This window comes from Bradyrhizobium oligotrophicum (assembly GCF_051168495.1).
Classification (GTDB): Bacteria; Pseudomonadota; Alphaproteobacteria; order Rhizobiales; family Xanthobacteraceae; genus Bradyrhizobium; species Bradyrhizobium oligotrophicum_A.
In genome coordinates, this window is the sequence record NZ_JBNPVB010000001.1 from 310,477 (window position 1) to 330,330 (window position 19,854).

At 67.0% G+C, this 19,854-nt stretch carries 15 protein-coding genes; 11 read left to right on the top strand and 4 right to left on the bottom strand.

The features are described from left to right. Positions 1 to 136: 136 nt before the first annotated feature. Positions 137 to 502, bottom strand: a complete 366-nt coding sequence (locus tag ACQR1B_RS01360; protein ID WP_434832649.1) for a DUF1304 domain-containing protein — start codon at positions 500 to 502, stop codon at positions 137 to 139. A gap of 97 nt (positions 503 to 599) precedes the next feature. Beyond that, positions 600 to 3,395, bottom strand: a complete 2,796-nt coding sequence (locus ACQR1B_RS01365) for a [protein-PII] uridylyltransferase (protein ID WP_434832648.1) — start codon at positions 3,393 to 3,395, stop codon at positions 600 to 602. A 195-nt stretch (positions 3,396 to 3,590) separates the two neighbouring features. Here ACQR1B_RS01365 and ACQR1B_RS01370 point away from each other — a divergent pair, with 195 nt between their 5' ends. The 6 genes from ACQR1B_RS01370 to ACQR1B_RS01395 all read left to right on the top strand — a co-directional run bounded on the left by ACQR1B_RS01370 (position 3,591) and on the right by ACQR1B_RS01395 (position 8,771). Next, a complete protein-coding gene (locus ACQR1B_RS01370; protein WP_434832647.1) occupies positions 3,591 to 4,565 on the top strand; it encodes an aliphatic sulfonate ABC transporter substrate-binding protein in 975 nt (324 codons plus the stop codon). 370 nt (positions 4,566 to 4,935) lie between these two features. Continuing rightward, the gene (locus tag ACQR1B_RS01375; RefSeq protein ID WP_434832646.1) at positions 4,936 to 5,784 is read left to right on the top strand and encodes an ABC transporter permease; all 849 of its coding nucleotides are present in this window, start codon (positions 4,936 to 4,938) and stop codon (positions 5,782 to 5,784) included. Further along, complete coding sequence (locus tag ACQR1B_RS01380) at positions 5,784 to 6,569, top strand: ABC transporter ATP-binding protein (RefSeq protein WP_434832645.1); 786 nt, start codon at positions 5,784 to 5,786, stop codon at positions 6,567 to 6,569. Before ACQR1B_RS01375 ends, ACQR1B_RS01380 begins: the two co-directional genes overlap by 1 nt. Before the next feature lie 56 nt (positions 6,570 to 6,625). Continuing rightward, positions 6,626 to 7,138 carry an OsmC family protein gene (locus ACQR1B_RS01385; protein ID WP_434832644.1) on the top strand — a complete coding sequence of 171 codons (513 nt, stop codon included), beginning with the start codon at positions 6,626 to 6,628 and terminating at the stop codon, positions 7,136 to 7,138. 213 nt (positions 7,139 to 7,351) lie between these two features. Further along, complete coding sequence (locus ACQR1B_RS01390) at positions 7,352 to 8,146, top strand: hypothetical protein (protein ID WP_434832643.1); 795 nt, start codon at positions 7,352 to 7,354, stop codon at positions 8,144 to 8,146. 115 nt (positions 8,147 to 8,261) lie between these two features. Continuing rightward, positions 8,262 to 8,771 carry a TIGR02594 family protein gene (locus ACQR1B_RS01395; RefSeq protein ID WP_434832642.1) on the top strand — a complete coding sequence of 170 codons (510 nt, stop codon included), beginning with the start codon at positions 8,262 to 8,264 and terminating at the stop codon, positions 8,769 to 8,771. A 16-nt stretch (positions 8,772 to 8,787) separates the two neighbouring features. On the opposite strand, the gene mutS is transcribed toward ACQR1B_RS01395, so the two are convergent. Then, positions 8,788 to 11,520, bottom strand: a complete 2,733-nt coding sequence (mutS, locus tag ACQR1B_RS01400; protein ID WP_434832641.1) for a DNA mismatch repair protein MutS — start codon at positions 11,518 to 11,520, stop codon at positions 8,788 to 8,790. A gap of 560 nt (positions 11,521 to 12,080) precedes the next feature. On the opposite strand from mutS, the gene pcaF reads away from it, so the two are divergent. The 3 genes from pcaF to ACQR1B_RS01415 all read left to right on the top strand — a co-directional run bounded on the left by pcaF (position 12,081) and on the right by ACQR1B_RS01415 (position 15,956). Then, positions 12,081 to 13,289: a 3-oxoadipyl-CoA thiolase gene (gene pcaF, locus ACQR1B_RS01405; RefSeq protein ID WP_434832640.1), complete on the top strand. Its 1,209-nt coding sequence runs from the start codon at positions 12,081 to 12,083 to the stop codon at positions 13,287 to 13,289. Positions 13,290 to 13,395: 106 nt separating this feature from the next. Next, positions 13,396 to 14,736 (top strand): IS1182 family transposase, encoded by a 1,341-nt coding sequence (locus tag ACQR1B_RS01410; RefSeq protein WP_434831192.1) that lies wholly within the window; start codon positions 13,396 to 13,398, stop codon positions 14,734 to 14,736. 326 nt (positions 14,737 to 15,062) lie between these two features. Beyond that, positions 15,063 to 15,956 carry a dioxygenase gene (locus tag ACQR1B_RS01415; protein WP_434831597.1) on the top strand — a complete coding sequence of 298 codons (894 nt, stop codon included), beginning with the start codon at positions 15,063 to 15,065 and terminating at the stop codon, positions 15,954 to 15,956. A gap of 48 nt (positions 15,957 to 16,004) precedes the next feature. Here the strand turns inward: ACQR1B_RS01415 and ACQR1B_RS01420 are convergent, their stop codons facing one another. Continuing rightward, positions 16,005 to 17,069 (bottom strand): SDR family oxidoreductase, encoded by a 1,065-nt coding sequence (locus tag ACQR1B_RS01420; RefSeq protein WP_434831596.1) that lies wholly within the window; start codon positions 17,067 to 17,069, stop codon positions 16,005 to 16,007. 180 nt (positions 17,070 to 17,249) lie between these two features. Between ACQR1B_RS01420 and ACQR1B_RS01425 the strand changes: the two genes are divergently transcribed. Continuing rightward, entirely contained in the window at positions 17,250 to 18,311 is a 1,062-nt protein-coding gene (locus ACQR1B_RS01425; RefSeq protein WP_434831595.1) for a phosphotransferase, read from the top strand. 350 nt (positions 18,312 to 18,661) lie between these two features. Continuing rightward, positions 18,662 to 19,843: a PspA/IM30 family protein gene (locus ACQR1B_RS01430; protein ID WP_434831594.1), complete on the top strand. Its 1,182-nt coding sequence runs from the start codon at positions 18,662 to 18,664 to the stop codon at positions 19,841 to 19,843. Positions 19,844 to 19,854 lie beyond the last annotated feature (11 nt).

Consider the following 19,854-nt stretch of genomic DNA (forward strand, 5'->3'; position numbering starts at 1 on the left):
GTTGTGTGGCGACGGCTCGGAGTGGCGATCCTGCCCCAAACGCTGCCCGGGATTGGGCCCCGGATCGGCGCCGCGACGCGCTTGTGCGCGTCACGGCTTGTCCGGGACGCCGCCGCGGATGGAAATACGGCCCGCCTCAGCCGGCCAGCCAGACCAGCACCAGGCCGATCGCGGCCGGCACGCTCTGGATGAACAGGATCTTGCGGCCCGCGGTGGCGGCGCCGTAGAGGCCGGCGACCAGCACGCAGAGCAGGAAGAACACCTCGATCTGGACGCCGAACGCCGGCGTCGGGTGCGCCAGGCCCCAGAACAGGCCGGCGGCGAGGAAGCCGTTGTAGAGGCCCTGGTTGGCGGCGAGCACGGCGGTCTCCGCGGCGCGCTCCGGCGTATTCCTGAAGGCTTTCAAGCCGGCCGGCTTGGTCCAGAGAAACATCTCGAGCACGAGAATGTAGACGTGAAGCAGGCCGATCAGTCCGACGACGATGTTCGCGATCAATGCCATGATGTGGCTCCCCCAAGCCTGTCTGGACCGCGGTGGCGCCGCGCCCCTTCGTCAAATCTGCGCCATGCGACGGCACCGTCTGCCGGACGCGCGCCCCTCACGCAGCCGGCTGCGCCGCCGCCTCGTCCGTTGCCAACAGATGCAGCAGCGCGCTCTTGATCGCCGCCTGCCGGGTCGGCGCGTTGATCTGCGCGCCCAACAGATCGGTGACGTAGAACACGTCGCGGGCGCGCTCGCCGAAGGTGGCGACATGGGCCGAGGCGATGTTCAGGTTGAGCTTCGAGATCGCCGTCGTCAGCTCATACAGCAAGCCGGGGCGATCGAGGCCGGAGACCTCGATCACGGTGTAGAGCTCCGACCATTGGTTGTTGATGGTGACTTCCGGCTCGACCGAGAACGCCTTGTGCTGCTTGCCGCGGGTGGTGCGCCGCGCCACCGCGTCCGGCAGCCGCAGCTTGCCTTCCAGCACCTGCTCGATGGTCTCGCCGATCCGCGTCGCGCGGCGGCCCTCGTCCTCGTCGCGCTCGTACTCGCGGGAGATCGCGATGGTGTCGAGCGCGCGGCCGTCGGTGGTGGTGTAGATCTGGGCGTCGACGATGTTGGCACCCGCCGATGCGCAGGCGCCGGCGATGATCGACAGCAGCCACGGATGGTCCATGGCGAAGATCGTCAGCTCGGTGACGCCGCGCGCCGGATCGAAGCCGACATTGATTGCCAGCTTGTGCCCGGCATCCTCGCTCGACCGCACGAAGCGGGCATGGCGGATCTTGCGCGGCAGTTCGACCTTGAGCCAGTAGGCCGGATAATGACGGCCGATGTAGGTGTTGAGTTCGTCTTCGGGCCAGTCGGTGAAGGCGATGCGGAATTCGGCCTGCGCCGCGGTGATGCGCTTGGCGCGGTTGACCTCGGAGAAGCCGCCGGTCAGCACCGGCTCGGTCTCGTAGTACAGCGTGCGCAGGAGCTGCGCCTTCCAGCCGTTCCAGACGCCCGGGCCGACGCCGCGGATGTCGGCGGTGGTCAGGATCGTCAGCAGCTTCATCTGCTCGACCGACTGCACCACGGCGGCGAAATTCTCGATCGTCTTGCGGTCGGACAGATCGCGCGACTGCGCCACCGTCGACATCGTCAGGTGCTCCTCGATCAGCCAAGCGATCAGTTCGGTGTCGGCATTGCTGAAGCCGAGCCGCGGACACAGCCGGCGCGCGATCTTGGCGCCGGCGACCGAATGGTCTTCGGGCCGGCCCTTGGCGACGTCGTGCAGCAGCACGGTGATGTAGATGACGGCACGGTGCTCGGGCCGGATCTTGCGCATCAGGTCGGAGGCCAGCACGAACTCGTCGTGGCCACCGCGCTCGATCTCCTGCAGGAAGCCGATGCAGCGGATCAGGTGCTCGTCGACCGTGTAGTGATGATACATGTTGAACTGCATCATCGACACGATGCGGCCGAAAGCGCGGATAAAGTGGCCGAGCACGCCGGTCTCGTTCATCCGCCGCAGCACGACCTCGGCATCGTTGGAGGTCAGAATCTCCATGAACAGCCGGTTGGCCTCGGGATCGTCGCGCAGCTCGGTGTTGATCAGATTGAGCGAGCGCGTCACCGCGCGCATCGCGTCGGGATGGAAGGCGAGGTTGTTCTTCTGCGCGAGACGGAAGATGCGGATCAGATTGACCGGATCGTGCTTGAAGACGTCGGGCGCGGCGAGGTTGATGCGGTTGTTGTCGACGATGAAGTCGTCGCTCTCGGGCACCCGCCGCCAGGTGTTGCCGGTCTTCAACCGCGAGATCACGCGGCTCAGCACCGGCGCCGGCTTGGCCTGCTGGTCCTCGAGCTTGGCGCACAGGATCGCGGTGAGATTGCCGACCTGCTTGGCGACCAGGAAGTAGTGCTTCATGAAGCGCTCGACGTCCTGCAGCCCGGGATGGCTGGTATAGCCGAGCCGGACCGCGATCTCGCGCTGCAGGTCGAACGACAGCCGCTCCTCCGGCCTTCCGCTGACGAAATGCAGGTTGCAGCGCACCGACCACAGGAAGTCCGAGCAGCGCCGGAAGGTGCGGTATTCATGCGCGTCGAACACGCCGCGCTCGACCAGCTCGGCGGTCTCGCGCACGCGGTAGACATATTTGGCGATCCAGAACAGCGTGTGCAGGTCGCGCAGGCCGCCCTTGCCGTCCTTGACGTTGGGCTCGACCAAATAGCGCGACTGGCCGCCGCGGCGGTGCCGCTCCTCGCGCTCGGCGAGCTTGGCGGCGACGAACTCGGCCGCCGTGCCCTGGACCACCTCGGTGTCGAAGCGCTGGACCAACTCGTCATAGAGCGGCCGGTCGCCGGCGAGGTAGCGCGTCTCCAGGATGGCAGTGCGGATGGTCATGTCGCCGCGCGCCTGGCGGATCGATTCATCGACCGAGCGGGTGGCGTGGCCGACCTTCAGCCCCATGTCCCACAGCGAATACAGGATGGCTTCGGCGACCTGCTCACCCCAGGCGGTCTGCTTGTAGGGCAGGATGAACAGGAGATCGATGTCGGACTCCGGCGCCATCAGGCCGCGGCCATAGCCGCCGGTCGCGACCACCGCCATGCGCTCGGCGCCGCTTGGCACGTCCGAACGGTAGAGATGCTCGGTCGCTGCCGCGTAGAGAATGCGGATGATCTCGTCCTGCACGAAGCAGAGCTGTTCGGCGCAGCGCCGGCCGTGGCGGTCCTTCAGGAGCTGGTCCTGGGCGGCCGCGCGCGCCTTGACCAGCTCGGCCTTGAGGAACTGCACCACGGCGGCACGAAACATGTCCTCCCGGCCGGAGTGCTGCTTTGCCAGCGCATCGACGGCTGCCGCGATGCCGGCGCTGTCGAAATCGGCCGGGTCTGCGAATCTGGAGTCTGTGGTGACGTTGTCCATGGATGCAACCGGATATCGAACAAGGCGCGTGCTGTCACGAAACTTCCGATGCAGCAATCGTTCCGTGCTGTCACTGGCCGCCGTCGGATGATGATCGTGTTGGAGGGCCCGGTCGAAAGGAAAAACAATTCTCGTTGAGCCCTGGCATAACCCGTTGAAACAACGCTGGTGTTTTTAAACTCAGGAGGGTTGACGATGGGTGGATTGTCGAGGCGGGGATTGGCGGGACTTGCTGCCGTGTTTCTACTGGGATGCGGCGTTGCAGCAGCCGCGGAACAGCCCAAGGAAATCCGGATCGATTGGGCGACCTACAATCCGGTGTCGCTGGTCCTGAAGCAGAAGGGGCTCCTGGAGAAGGAGTTCGCGAAGGACGGCATCAGCATCGTCTGGGTGCAGTCGGCCGGCTCCAACAAGGCGCTCGAATTCCTCAACGCCGGCTCGCTCGATTTCGGCTCGACCGCAGGCTCCGCGGCGCTGGTCGCGAGGATCAACGGCAACCCGATCAAGTCGATCTACGTCTATTCGCGCCCCGAATGGACCGCGCTGGTTACGGGCAAGGACTCCAAGATTGCCTCCGTGGCCGACCTCAAGGGCAAGCGCGTCGCGGTGACACGCGGCACCGATCCGCACATCTTCCTGGTGCGGGCGCTGCTGTCGGCCGGCCTCACCGACAAGGACATCACGCCGGTGCTGCTGCAGCATGCCGACGGCAAGGCGGCCTTGATCCGTGGCGACGTCGACGCCTGGGCCGGACTCGATCCGATGATGGCGCAGGCCGAAATCGAGGAGGGCGCAAAACTGTTCTACCGCAAGGCCGACGCCAACACCTGGGGCATCCTCAACGTCCGCGAGCCGTTCCTGAAGGACAATCCCGACATCGTCCGCCGCGTGCTCGCGACCTATGAAGTCGCCCGCAAGGACGCGCTGGCCAATTACGACGACCTGAAGAAGACCTTCATCACGGTGACCAAGTTGCCGGAAACCGTGGTCGACAAGCAGCTCAAGGAGCGCACCGAACTGACCCACAGCCGCATCGGCGCGCCGCAACGCGAGTCGATCCTGGCTGCGGGCCTGGCGCTGCAGCAGGCTGGCGTGGTGGATGCGAAGGTCGACGTGAAGGCCACGCTGGATGCCCTGATCGACGACCAGGTGCCGCTGCCGACGAACTGATGTCAGCCCACGCCTACGCAAGCGCTTCTGCTCGCGCGTGCCGCAACTCGCGCTCCCCCGCAAGGTGAGCGCAACAAAACCGGTGGCGCGATAAACAACCGGTGTCGTCCCGGACAAGCCCGGCAACGCGCCAGCGTTGGCGGGCGCCGATCCGGGACCCATACGCCGCGAAGGTGTTTGAGGCATGCTGGAGCGGCATCTCGCCTCGCCACGACGGCCGCGGAGTATGGGTCCCGGCGCGGAGGCCGGGACGACACCGAATTTGTGGCGCCGCTGTTGGCTCAACCCTGACAGGTGTGCGCTCACAACCGTCAGCGACATCCGCAGCCCACCCCCGACTTGCATTCCCACGCGAGACGCTGTTCTCACTATGGTCATGACCGTCGAATTGCAGGCCCCCGCCGCGGCGGCCACACCGCAGACCGCCAGCCAGCCATGGGCCACCCGCTTGGCGCGGCCGCTGCTCGGCCTGCTGTTGCCGCTGTCCCTCGCGCTGGCCTGGGAGTTCGCGGTCTGGGCCGGCTGGTCGAACGGCCGGCTGGTGCCGCCGCCGTCGAAGGTCTTCACCACCATTGCCGAGCTCGCCCGCTCCGGCGAGTTGACCCGCCACGTCGCCACGACGCTCTCCCGCGTTGGCGTCGGCTTCGGCCTCGGCGTGGCCGCTGGCACCTTGCTCGGCGGCATCTGCGGCTATTGGGGCCTCGCCCGCCGGCTGGTCGACCCCACCATCCAGGCGCTGCGCGCGATCCCGTCGATTGCCTGGGTGCCGCTGTTCATCCTCTGGCTCGGCATTTTCGAGACCTCGAAGGTGGCGCTGATCGCGGTCGGCGTGTTCTTCCCGGTCTATCTCGGCTTGACCGGCGCTATTCTCTCGGTCGACCGCAAGATCGTTGAGGTCGGCCGCATCTTCCGCCTGTCCGGGCCGGCGATGATCCGCCGCATCCTGTTGCCCGCCGTGCTGCCGGCCTATGTCGTGTCGCTGCGCGTCGGCCTCGGCCTCGGCTGGATGTTCGTCGTCGCTGCCGAATTCATGGGCGCATCCGAAGGCCTCGGCTATCTCCTGATCGACGGCCAGCAGCTCGGCAAGCCGGCGCAGATCGTCGCTGCGATCGTGATCTTCGCCATCATCGGCAAGGCCACCGACTGGCTGCTGGAGATCGCCACCGCGCCAATGCTGCGCTGGCAGGACAGCTTTGCGCGCCAGAGCGGGGCCGCCTGATGCTGCAGCTCGCCTCCGTCAGCAAGGTCTATCCCAACGGGGTCCACGCGCTGGAGCGGTTCTCGGCCGAGATCCAGCTCGGCGAGATCATCGCCATCATCGGCGGCTCCGGCTGCGGCAAGTCGACCTTGCTGCGCGCCGTCGCCGGGCTCGACCGCGCCAGCGCCGGCAGCGTGACGCTCGACGGCGAGGCGATCACGGCGCCGCATGCGAAGGTCGGCATCATCTTCCAGGAGCCGCGGCTGCTGCCCTGGCTGACGGTCGCCGACAATATCGGCTTCGGCCTCTCCGAACTGCCCGCCGCCGAGCGCCGCGACCGCGTGGCGCGGTCGCTCGAACGTGTGGGTCTCACTGAGAAGGCCAGGGTCTGGCCGCGCGAATTGTCCGGCGGCCAGGCGCAGCGGGTCGCGATCGCCCGCGCGCTGGTGGCGCAGCCCGAGGTGCTCTTGCTCGACGAGCCGTTCTCGGCGCTCGACGCCTTCACCCGCAAGGACCTGCAGGACCATCTGCTCAATCTCTGGGCCGATACGCGGCCAACCCTCGTTCTGGTGACGCACGACGTCGAGGAGGCGGTGGTGCTGGCCGACCGCGTGCTGGTGATGCGGCCGCATCCTGGCCGGCTGTTCGAGGAGATCACCATCAATCTGTCGCGGCCGCGCGACCGCACTGCGCCGTTGTTCGAGCAGTTCAAGCGGCACGTGCTGACCGCGCTGGACCGCTCGCTCGACCGGACGATGCCGGACATGCAGGGCAGGCGTGAGCCCGGCGGCGGCCTATGGTGGTGACAGCGGCGGCGCGGCCCGGTACACGTCTTGCGAAATGACTCCGGGAGAGAACGACGATGGATGCTGCCGAACTGCGCGCCATGCAGGCGCCGATCAAGGAACGCTACAAGGCCGACCCGTCGGCCGCCGTGATCACGCTGAAGGCCAAGGGCGAGGTCGGCGGTGACGGCCTGACCTGCAAGCTCGAGACCGGCCGCGCGCTGGCGGTGGCCGGCCTGCATCCTGCCACCGGTGGCTCCGGCCTCGAACTGTGCTCCGGCGACATGCTTTTGGAGGCGCTGGTCGCCTGCGCCGGCGTCACCCTGAAATCGGTCGCGACCGCGGTCGAAGTGCCGCTGCGCAGCGGACGCGTTCTCGCCGAAGGCGATCTCGATTTCCGCGGCACGCTCGGCGTCGACAAGGAGGCCCCGGTCGGCTTTCAGGAAATCCGCCTGCGCTTCGAGATCGACACCGACGCCCCGCAGGACAAGCTCGATCTGCTGCTCAAGCTCACCGAGCGCTATTGCGTGGTGTATCAGACCATCAAGAACGGCCCGAAGGTGTCGGTCAGCCTGAAGCGGGTGGCGTAGCGCTCGCTCTCTTGCTGTTGACGACGAGCTGTTGAGGCTTGCTCGGTCAGCGCCTCCCCCGCGTGCGGGGGAGGTCGCCGCGCATCGCAGATGCGCGGCGGGTGGGGGCCTCTCTCCACACGACGCACTCATCAATCACCACCCGAACCGCGCCCCCACCCCAGCCCCCCCGCAAGCGGGGGAGGGAGCACACCGCCCGCGCAGCATGAGCTGATGTCCCTCGATCCCTCCTTCCTGCTGCTGCTCGGCCTGCGCATGGCAATCGCGGCTTCGTTCGTGGTGTCGGCGTCAATGATCGCCGAGCGCACCGGTCCCGTGATCGGCGCGCTGGTCGCGACCCTGCCGATCTCGGCGGGACCGACCTACGTCTTCCTGGCGCTCGACCACGACGCGGCTTTCATCGCGGAAGGCGCCCTGACCAGCCTGCCGATCAACGCCGCGACGATCTTCCTCAGCCTCGCCTACGCAGTCCTGGCGCAGCGCCACAGCGTGTGGGTGGCGAGCGCTACCGCGGTCGCGGTCTGGCTCGGCCTCGCATCGCTGATCAAGAGCGTGCAGTGGACGCTCCTGATGGGCGTCGTCGCCAACGTCGTCACCTTCGCGATCTGCCTGCCGCTGCTGCAGCGCTATCGCCACGCCAGGATGCCGCTGATCACGCGGCGCTGGTACGACGTGCCCTTGCGCGCCTCGCTGGTCGCAACCCTCGTCGCCACCGTCACCTCGGTCTCGGGCTGGGCCGGCCCCAGTGTGTCCGGTATCCTGGCGCTGTTTCCGATCGTCTTCAGCTCGATGATGCTGATTCTGCAGCCGCGCATCGGCGGGCCTGCCACCGCCGCCGTGCTGGCCAACGGCGCCTACGGCCTGATCGGCTTCTCGCTTGCGGTGGTCGTGCTGCATCTCGGCAGCCTGCATCTCGGCGCGGCGGCGGGCCTCGGCGGCGCGCTCGCGACCTGCGTCGGATGGAATATCGGCCTGTGGTGGCTGGGACGGCGGCGCCGACCGGCCTGACATCGACCAACTAGATCCCGGTTGCAAGTTGATCCGCGTTGAACCTGTGCGCGGGGCGCGAAGACAATGCAACTGTGAGGTGGATCATCGGTCGAAATGCAGCAGGAGGTGCGATATGCCGACCGCAAATGGGACTACCAATGAGCAGCCGAAATGGATCGCGAACGGCTTGAAGGATCTCGGCTTTCACGAGACCGGCAACAACCGCGGCATCAAGAAGTTCATCGATCAGGCGCATTGCGGCTCGGAAGGCGATCCGTGGTGCGCGATCTGGACCAACGCCAAGCTCGAGCAGAGCGGTGTGCCCGGCACCCGCAGCGCCTCGTCGCAATCCTTCCGCACCAACAAGAATTTCGTGAAGCTCGACAAGCCGGCGCTCGGAGCGATCGCGGTCTATACGCGGGGCAAGCCGAATTCGGGCCTCGGTCACGTCGGCTTCTACATGGGCGAGACCAAGAATCAGGTGTTGACGCTGGGCGGCAATGAAAGCGATGCCGTTCGTGAGCAGTTCGAGCCGAAGACCCGCCTGGTCGGCTATTTCTGGCCGAAATCGGTCGAGCTGCCGAAGCTCGGCGCCGTGAAGGTCGCGTCCGAGGATGGCCACCCGGTGGGCTCGAACGATTGAAGCACCGGCCGGCCGCTCAGGTCGGCCGCAGCTTCGCCTTCAGCGCATAGAGCGCGTCCATGGCCTCGCGCGGGGTCATCTCGTCCGGATGCAGCGCCTTGACGGCGGCGATCAGCTCGTCCGCCTCCTTCGACATCGCGGGCTCCGCGGCCGCGCGCGAGGGCACGGCGAACAGCGGGAGATCGTCGACCAGAACGCGCGCGCTCTGGCCGCGGTCCTGGGCTTCCAGCTTCGCCAGCACCGATTTGGCGCGGCTGATCACCGCTGGCGGGAGCCCCGCGAGCTTCGCCACCTGGATGCCGTAGGAGCGGTCGGCGGAGCCGGGCAGCACCTCGTGCAGGAACACGACGTCGCCCTGCCATTCCTTGACGCGCACCGTGGCGTTGAACAGCCGCGGCAGCTTGGCTGCGAGCGCGGTCAGCTCGTGATAATGCGTCGCGAACAAGGTGCGGCAGCGGTTGCTCTCGTGCAGGTGCTCGATCGCCGCCCAGGCGATCGACAGGCCGTCGAACGTCGCGGTGCCGCGCCCGATCTCGTCGAGGATGACCAGCGCGCGCTCGCCGGCCTGGTTGAGGATCGCCGCGGTCTCGACCATCTCGACCATGAAGGTCGAGCGTCCGCGCGCGAGATCGTCGGCGGCGCCGACGCGCGAGAACAGCCGGTCGACGATGCCGATCCGCGCGCGGCTCGCCGGCACGAACGAGCCGATCTGGGCCAGCAGAGCGATCAGCGCGTTCTGGCGCAGAAAGGTCGATTTGCCGGCCATGTTCGGACCGGTCAGCAGCCACAGCTGGCCGCTCTTGTGCCCCGGCGTCGGCGACAGATCACACGAATTGGCGATGAACGGCTGGCCCTCGCGCTTCAGCGCCTGCTCGACCACCGGATGGCGGCCGCCTTCGATGGCGAAACCGAGCGAGCCGTCGACCTCCGGCCTCACATAGTTGTCTTCGACCGCGAGCTTGGCCAGCGCGGTCGCGACATCCAGCATCGCAAAGCCGTGCGCGGCCGCGCGCAGATCGTCGCCGATCGCCAGCGCCTGGGCGCAGAGCCGGTCGAAGATCTCCAGCTCGAGATTGAGCGCGCGCTCGCCGGCGTTCGCAATCTTCGCCTCGATCTCGCCGAGCTCGGATGTCGTGAAGCGCACTTGTCCCGCGAGCGTCTGGCGATGGATGAAGGTCGCGTTCAGCGGCGCCGACATCAATTTGTCGCCGTGCTGCGCGGTGACCTCGACGAAATAGCCGAGCACGTTGTTGTGCCGGATCTTCAAGCCCTTGACGCCGGTCTGGTCGGCGTAGCGCGCCTGCATCGAGGCGACGACGAGCCGCGAGGCGTCGCGCAGATTGCGCGTCTCGTCGAGCGTCGCGTCATAGCCGGATCGAACGAAGCCGCCGTCGCGCTTGATCAGCGGCAGCTGCTCGTCGAGCGCGCGGGCGAATTCCTCGGCGAGCGCGCGCGTCGGCCGCGCCAGCGCGGCCATCACCGAGGCGATTTCCTGCGGCGGCTGGTCGAGTACGGACAGCCGCGCCAGCGCCTGGTCGGCGGCGAGGATGCCGTCGCGCAGTGCGGCGAGATCGCGCGGGCCGCCGCGGCCGACCGACAGCCGCGCCATCGCGCGCGTCATGTCCGGCGCGCCGCGCAGGATGGAGCGGATGTCCTCACGCGCGGCGCTATCGGCGACGAACGTCGCGACCGCATCGAGGCGGCGTCCGATCTGCGCGGCCTCCGTGAGCGGCGCGGCGAGCCGCTGTGCCAGCAGCCGCGAGCCGGCCGAGGTCACCGTGCAGTCGATGGCATCGAGCAGCGAGCCGCGGCGCTCGCCGGCGAGCGTGCGCGTCAATTCGAGATTGGCCCGGGTCGCCGGATCGATCGCCATGGTGCTGCCGGTCGCCTCGCGCGCCGGCGGCGCCAGCGGCGGACGCTGGCCGACCTGCGTGCGCTCGACATAGGTGACGCAGGCGGCCGCCGCCGTCGCCTCCAGCCGCGACAGCACGGCAAGGCCGTCCATGGTCGCGACCGCGAAATAGTCGCACAGCCGGCGCTCGGCGGTGGCGCCGTCGAACACGTCGCGCGTCAGCGGCGTGATCGCGGCGAGTTCGCGCAGCACCGGCTCGAACGCATTATCCGAATACAGCGCATCCGAGATGATGACCTCATTCGGATTGATGCGCGCGAGCGTTGCAGTCAGCTCTGCGAACGCACACTCCGTGACGATGAAGTCCGAGGTCGAGATGTCGATCCACGCGAGCCCGAGCCGGTCGCCGCCGGACGAGCCGCGGCTGCGCGCGATCGACAGCAGATAGTTGTTGGCGCGCGCATCGAGCAGATTGTCTTCCGTCAGCGTGCCCGGCGTCACCACGCGCACCACGCCGCGCTTGACCACGCTCTTGTTGCCGCGGGCGCGTGCCGCCGCCGGATCCTCCATCTGCTCGCACACGGCGACGCGGATGCCTTGCGCGATCAGCCGGTGTAGATAGTCCTCCGAGCGCTCGACCGGCACGCCGCACATCGGAATGTCCTGGCCGAGATGCTTGCCGCGCTTGGTCAGCACGATGCCGAGCGCCTTCGAGGCGATCTCCGCGTCCTCGAAGAACAGCTCGTAGAAATCGCCCATCCGGTAGAACAGCATCAGCCCCGGATGGGCCGCCTTGATCTCCAGATACTGCTCCATCATCGGCGTGAGCTTGGCCGGCGCCTCGGCGGGCGCGGTGTCCTGGGGAACCGGGGCGGAGATGGGCTGCTGGATCGTCATGGCGCGGAAACTAGCCAATTTGCCCGGACGGTCCTACCGCTTTGCAGCCGATGTCCCGGTTTTCCACGATGGCAATGTTGCCCCAAGTCGACCCGGAGATGATCGATTGCGTGTCGCTGCTCTCTCGGCTCGTCATTCCGGGGCGTGCGCAGCACGAACCCGGAATCCATCGTGCGGCAGGTCGTGCAGCCCAATGGATTCCGGGTCGCCGCGCTTGCACGCGCCGCCCCGGAATGATGGAGAGTTTGACGCGGGGCCTGTGGCAAACCTGGGACGGTGGCAGCTTTTGCACCTCCCCCGCGTGCGGGGGAGGTCGCATCGCATCGGAGATGCGATGCGGGTGGGGGAATTCTCTCCGCTCGAAAGATCTCGCTTGGGGCTGCCCCCACCCCGACCCTCCCCCGCAAGCGGGGGAGGGGGCGCACCGGCCGCGCCGAGATCGCGCGCATCCGCCTTTGCCACGCATACCTCCCCGCGTCTCCGTCATTTGACCTGCCTTCGGCGCACTCCTAAAACCGCCGTCAATTCTGACCAGAAGCAGTGAGATCCGGGAGAGCGCGATGCGAGACGTCTACATTTGTGATGCGGTGCGGACCCCGATCGGGCGCTTTGGCGGCGCGCTGGCGAAAGTGCGCACAGACGATCTCGCCGCGACGCCGTTGAAGGCGCTCAAGGCCAAGCATCCGAATCTCGACTGGGCCGCGGTGGATGAAGTGTTTTTCGGCTGCGCCAACCAGGCCGGCGAGGACAATCGCAACGTCGCGCGCATGGCGCTGCTGCTCGCGGGCCTGCCCGAGTCCATTCCCGGCCAGACCTTGAACCGTCTCTGCGCCTCCGGCCTCGACGCCGTCGGCGCGGCGGGCCGCGCGATCCGCGCCGGCGAGGTCGATCTCGCGATCGCCGGCGGCGTCGAATCGATGACGCGCGCGCCGTTCGTGCAGGGCAAGGCGACCGAGGCCTTCTCGCGCGCGGCCGAGATCTTCGACACCACGATCGGCTGGCGCTTCATCAATCCCTTGATGAAGAGCCAATACGGCGTCGATTCGATGCCGGAGACCGGCGAGAACGTCGCCGAGGAATTCCAGGTGTCGCGCGCCGACCAGGACGCGTTCGCAATCCGCTCCCAGCAGCGCGCCGGCAAGGCCATCGCGTCCGGCTATTTCGCCGCCGAGATCACGCAGGTGTCCGTGCCGGGCGGCAAGGCCGGACCCGTCATCGTCGACAAGGACGAGCATCCGCGCCCCGAGACCACGCTGGAAGGTCTCGCCAAGCTGAAGCCGATCGTCCGCAATCCCGGCACGGTGACTGCCGGCAATGCGTCCGGCGTCAATGATGGCGCGGCCGCGATGATCCTGGCCTCGGAAGCCGCGGTGAAGAAGCACGGCCTGACGCCGCGCGCGCGCGTGCTTGGCCTTGCCTCCGCCGGCGTGCCGCCGCGCATCATGGGCATCGGCCCGGTGCCCGCCGTGCGCAAGCTGATGGAGCGGCTCGGCCTCAAGATCACCGATTTCGACCTCATCGAGCTGAACGAGGCGTTCGCGTCGCAAGGCATTGCCTGCCTGCGCCAGCTCGGCGTCGCGGATGATGCCGATTTCGTCAACCCGCACGGCGGCGCGATTGCGTTGGGACATCCGCTCGGCATGAGCGGCGCGCGCATCGCGATGACGGCCGTGCACGGCCTCGAAGTGCGCGGCGGCAAGCGCGCGCTCGCCACCATGTGCGTCGGCGTCGGCCAGGGCGTCGCGCTCGCGGTCGAGACGATCAACTGACGCCACCCCTCGTCCTGAGAGGGTGTGAATCTTTCTCAAAGATTTCGGGTTTGCCAGGGGATGACCGGTGTGATTCGCTGTCAATCGTAGCGGTGGTGGGCGGGCCATGGGTGACGAGCAATTGTTCGAGAACTTGCCTGAGCAGGATAAGTCTCAGCCCGGCGGGCGCGGTTCGGTTCGGCTGCGGGTGCCGGAGCGTAGCCAGATCGCCATGCAGGTAGCGGCATTGGATGATCTGATTGCAGAGGATCATCCGGTGCGTTCGGTCTGGGCGTTCGTCGAGGGTCTGGACCTGTCGCATCTGTACGACCTCGTCAAAGCCCGGGAAGGTCACCCCGGACATCCTCCGGCAGCGCCGGAACTGATGGTTGCGCTTTGGCTGTGGGCGACGGTCGAAGGTGTGGGCAGCGCCCGTCAGTTGGATCGGCTGTGCCGCGATCACTTGGTCTACCGCTGGCTCTGCGGCGGCGTATCGATGAACTACCATACGCTGTCGAGCTTCCGGATTGCCCACATGGCGGTTCTGGAGCGGCTCCTGGCGCAGGGCGTCGCCGCGATGGTCCAGGCAGGATTGGTGTCGGCCGACACTCTGGCGCAGGATGGCTTGCGGGTTCGCGCGGGTGCTGGCGCCGGATCGTTCCGGCGGCATGAGCGACTTGATAAGCTGCTCGCCGCGGCACAGGAGCGTGTGGAACGCCTGCGTGCGGAGGTCGAGACGGATCCAGCTGCCGGGGATCGGCGACAGCGCGCGGCAAAGGAGCGGGGCGCTCGCGAGCGCGAGGCGCGGATCAAAGCGGCCCAAGAGCGAATGAAGGAGCTGGAGGCCGAACGGGAGCGGCGGGAAAAGACCAACAAGAAGGAAGTGGCCAAGCAAAAGGAGCCACGCGCTTCCACCACCGACGCCGAGGCACGGGTCATCAAGATGGCGGATGGCGGCTGGCGCCCCTCCTACAATATGCAGATCATATCGGCGCCCGCGTATCAGGTAATCGTCGCCGTCGACATCGACACCACCGGTTCGGATCGAGGTCTGGGCCGGCCAGGGATCGAGACCGTGCAGGCCCAGGGTTACAATCCCCGCAACTATCTGGTCGACGGCGGCTTCACCAAAAAGGACGACATCGAGTGGGCACATGCCAACGGCATAAAAATGTGGTGCCCGCCGGGGCAGACTAAGCACGGAAGCGACCCTTATGCTCCGAAGAAGGATGATGGTGTCGGCGTTGCGGACTGGCGAGAACGCATGAAGGCCGAGCAAGGGAAGAAAGACGAGGCGCTCTATCGGCTGCGTGCTCAGCACGAATGCATCAACGCCCAAGCCCGCCGCATGGGCCTTCGGCAGCTGTCCCTCCGCGGCCGGGTCAAGGCTCGGATACAGTTGCTCTGGTTTGCGATCGCTCACAACATGATGCGTCTCTTTGCCTTGAGCGCGGAAGCAACGGCATGACAGCGGAAACGAATGCCAAAAGCGCAAACCAAGCATCCCACCACCTCGTTCCACGAGGCATGCTGCCTCGCAACCCGCTTGACCGAGAGTTTCTTGGAAAACCCCACCCAACAGTCGCAAACTGGTGGAAACGACAAAACATTCTCACACTCTGAGGAGCCCGCCCCTTGGCGGGCGTCTCGAAGGACGAGGCCCCCGCAGTGGCCTCATGGTTCGAGACGGCGCTTCGCGCCTCCTCACCATGAGGGTCCGGCTCCGACATCGGAGCTGCACGTTGACCATGAGCAGCGTGCTCATGGAGAGGAGAAGCAGTGGAGTGCGCTGCCATGACCATCTCTCGCGAACAGGACGTCACGCCGGCGGTGCTGGCGGTGATGGAGCAGACCACCAATCCACGGCTGCGCGAGATCATGATCTCGCTGATCAAGCACCTGCACGGCTTCGTCCGCGATGTCCGTCTCACCGAGGCCGAATTCCGCGAGGCCGCGGCCATCATCGCCGAGCTCGGCCAGCGCACCAACGACACCCACAACGAAGTCGTGCTGATGGCCGGCTCGCTCGGCGTCTCGCCGCTGGTCTGCCTGCTCAACAATGGCGACGGCGGCAACACCGAGACCGCGCAGTCGTTGCTCGGCCCGTTCTGGCGGCTGAACTCGCCGCGCACCGACAACGGCGGCTCGATCGTGCGCTCAGCCACGCCAGGTCCTGCGCTGTTTGTGCACGGTCGCGTCGTCGATCCCAAGGGGGCGCCCGTCGCCGGCGCCGAGGTCGATGTCTGGCACGCTTCACCCGTGGGCTATTACGAGAACCAGGACCCCGAGCAGGCCGACATGAACCTGCGCGGCAAGCTCACCACCGATGAAGACGGCCGGTTCTGGTTTCGCTCGGTGATGATGGTCGGCTATCCGATCCCGACCGACGGCGTCGTCGGCCGTCTCCTGAAGGCGCAGGGCCGCCATCCCTATCGCCCGGCGCATCTCCATGCGCTGATCGTCAAGCAAGGCTTCAAGGTGCTGATCTCGCAGGTCTACGATCCCAACGACCCGCACATCGACAGTGACGTGCAGTTCGGCGTCACGAAAGCGCTGCTCGGCAACTTCATTCGTCACGACGCGCCGCATCCGACCGCCGCCGATGTGGGCGCGCCGTGGTACTCGCTCGATCACGTCTACCGAATGGAAGCCGGCGAGACCGTGCTGCCGCGCGCACCGATCAGGTAGCAGGGCTCTGCCGTCACGGTTTCTGGAATGACCGGGAGCGAACGCGGCTCACGGGATGATCCTGGTCTTACGCAGTCTCTCGAACAGATCGAAGAAGCTGTCGTCGGTCGCCTGATAGTCCAGGAAGCCGAGCTTGCGGCTGCGGGTCATGTCGGTGACCACCTCGATCGGACGCCCGAGATCGGCGTCCGTGTGCCAGGCGGATGCGAGTATGCCGAGATCCGGCTCGATCAGCTGCTGCCTGCGCGCGATGTCGGCCCAGATCGGGGCGGCATCGGCGAGCTGCCGGGCCAGCGGCGTGCCTTCGCCCGGGAACGGCGCCAGCTGCAGCCCGAACCACTCGGCCAGCCGGCCCCACATCCAGCTCCAGCGGAAAACGTCGCCATTGACGACGTTGAAGGCGAGATTGCGGGCGCTGTCGGTGGTGGCCGCCCATTCCAGGTGCCGCGCCAGCAGCCGCGCATCCGTCATGTCGGTGAGGCCGTTCCACTGCGCAGCCGATCCCGGGAACAGGAAGGGGCGGCCGGTCTCGCGGCAGATCGTGGCGTAGACCGCCAGCGTCGTCCCCATGTTCATCGCATTGCCGACCGCATAGCCGACGATGGTATGCGGCCGGTGCACGCTCCAGGAAAAGCCGTCGCGCTCGGCGGCCGCAAACAGCTCGTCCTCCTGGGCGTAATAGAAATTGTCGACGTCGAGCCGCGGCTGCGCCTCGCGAAACGGCGTCGCCGGCAGGCTGCCTTTGCCGTAGGCCTCGAACGGGCCGAGATAGTGCTTGAGCCCGGTGACCAGGGCGGCATGCTTCACCGAGCGCGCCTCCGACAGTGCGTGCAGCACGTTGCGCACCATCGCGCCGTTGACGCGGATGTTCTCGGCCTCGGTCGGCTGGCGCAGCCAGGTCGCGAGAAAGACGTGGCTCGGCGTCACGCCCTGCAGTCCGTTGCGCAGCGCGCCGGGATCGAGCAGGTCGGCAGCGATGGGGCGCAGGCCTTCAACGTCGGTGGGCGGCCGGCGTGCCAGGCCCAGCACGTCCCAGCCGCGCTCGCGCAGCCGGCGCGCCAGCGTGTTGCCGACAATGCCGCTGGCGCCGACCACAAGGGCGGTGTTCGTCATGATGATGTCTTTCTGTATCTGCCGTCTGCTCCCAGCCGGGGCCGCGCCTCGGGGGACAAGGCATTATGTTCGAGATGTCACTTGGTTCCGAAATGGCCGCGTGCCGTCCCACCGCGATCGCCCGCGAGGCCGGACCTCATGCTATCTTGCTGCGTGCCGTAACCGGGTTGGACGAGGGCCATGACAATCGCGCTGCCGCCAGGCGTAGATCCATCGTCGCTCGGCACGGCGTTGCGCGCCTCCGGTCTGCTCGGTGAGAGCGCTGTGAGAGATGTGACCGTGCTGAGCGCGCGTGACATCATCGTGTCGCGCATCATCAGGCTCGGCCTCAGCTATGACGGTCCGGCCCCCGCTGCGCCGCGGACGCTGATCCTGAAGATCGCGCAGGAGAATTTCGCCACGACGCTGTGGCAGGCCGGCCGGCAGGAGGTCGCGTTCTATACCGACATCGCGCCGCATCTTCCGGCGCAACTGGTGCCGCGCTGTTTCGGCGCGCATTGGGACGACGACAGCCATGACTGGCATTTGCTACTGGAGGACTTGACCGACACGCACGAGATCGCGACCGAATGGCCGCTGCCGCCGACATCGGCGCAAGCCGGAGCCATCGTCGAGGCGCTGGCGCGGCTGCACGCGGCGTGGTGGGATCATCCGTCTCTCGGTCGGACGATCGGTCGGTTCATCGCGCCCGCGGCCATGGCGCAGGTGATGGTGCAACTCGACGGCCATCTCGAACGTTTCGCCGCGCTGCTCGGTGATCGCCTCAGCGCAGAACGGCGCGATGTCTACCGGCGCTTCATGGCGGCCACGCCAAGACTGCTCGCGCGCTATCATTCGCGGCGTCACCTCACGATCGCCCATGGCGACGCACATAGCTGGAATTTCCTGCTGCCCAAGCCGGGCGTGGCGGATCGCGCGCGGGTATTCGACTTCGACCAATGGCGGGTCAATGTCGGCGCCAACGATCTCGCTTATCTGATGGGCTTGCAATGGTATCCGGACCGCCGGCAGCAGGTCGAGCGGGAGCTGCTCGACCGCTACCACGCCGTTCTCGTCAGCCACGGCGTGACCGGCTACAGCCGCGCCGCGCTCGATGATGATTATCGCTATGGCGTACTCTGGCAGATCACCAAGCCGGTGTGGCAATGGACCGCGAACATTCCCCCCATCATCTGGTGGAATAATCTCGAGCGGATCTTCCTCGCCGTCGACGATCTCGGCTGCCGAGACTTGCTGGACTGATTGCGCGTCGTCCTGCCGGAATTGACCTGCTCATCTCGCGGCGAACCTCAGTAAATCTCTTCCCCGCTTGCAGCCTCGTCGCAACGGGTAGACGGAGCGCGCCCTGCAGTCTGAACGCGAGTGCGCGCGGTTGGCGAAAATCATGGCGTCGTTCCGTGCGAGCGCATCGCATTTGCTATCCAGCCTCCCAGTGTCCTTAACGATCACCAGAGATTGTTCGCCTGACACCAAACCGCCCGGTGGGGTCAGCGCGACCAATCGGCATGGGCATGGCGTTCGGCGTGGTCACGGCAAAGTGCGGCGTCCTCGGCTGGGAGGATCGCTTGCTAAAGTACATAAATCGTGCTTTCATGTTCCCCATGGCCGGAAGTCCGTACGATCAGGCTGTTCGCTACCGTCTCCTTCTCACGACGGAGGCGCGGGACGCGATTGAGGCGACCTTCGCCGACTATGCCCGGATGATGGACATGCTCGACGAGATCGCCGTGGCGAAGGGCGTCGGCGCTAACCTCGTCGTCCTCCATGGCCTCGCCTATGAGCCGATCCGCAAGGCCACGCGGCTGCCGTCGCGTCTCGTGACGCTCGGCCTGCGCGATCGCGCCGCCTATCGCGCCGCTTCGAACCCGCGGCTGCCTCTCGACGACCGATTGGTGAATGTCAGGGACGCCGGCACCTTGTCGCTCGGCACCGCGCTCGGCCGCGTCACGATCCGGTTCGAGGTCACCGGCTACACCGCGGGCTGGACGCATGCCACGCCGGCGCAGCTCGTGCGCTCCGACAACGGCGACGTCGAGGTCCACTTCGGCGTCACTGCAACTTCACACGCTCATGTCAGCCCAACAGTCAGCTCACGAAAGGACCACGTCATGCTCGCCGAACACGCGCCGGCTCCCGACACGCTCCTGTCACGCGCCGGGCGACTCATCGCCGGCATCGCCTATGGCGCGATCGAGAAGGCCGAGGACAAGAATCGGGTCGCGCTGGTCAGCCAGGCGATCCGCGAGATCGAGCAGGCGGAGCGCGAGGCGCGCGACAGCCTCTCGCACGCCCGTGCCGAGGAGTACCGGCTCAACGCGCGCCGCGCCGAGATCGAGCGCGAGACCACCGTGCTGGCCGAGCAGATCCACGTCGCCATCGCCGAGAACCGCGACGATCTCGCCCGCGCCGGCATCGCCCGGCAGATGGATCTCGAAGCCCAGTTCGAGGTGCTGTCGAAGGCGATCGACGAGAATGCCGAGCGCATCGACGCGGTGCTGACGACCCTGCGCGCGATCCTGTCGAGCCTGCAGGACGCGCAGACGCGTCTCGCCGAGCTCGAACGCAGCGAGGCGCTGGCCGATCAGCCGAAGGCGGGATCGCGCAAGGGACATGATGCCGGCCTCGCCAAGGCGGCGCGCGCCTCGCGCGTCGTCGCCCGCGCGACCGGCGTGCCGCAAGGCATCGCGCCGTCACCGGATATCGATGAACTATCGAAGCTGAAGCGCGACAAGGACATTGCCGAGCGGCTGGCGCGACTGAAGTCGCAGAACTGAGCGGGCAGGGG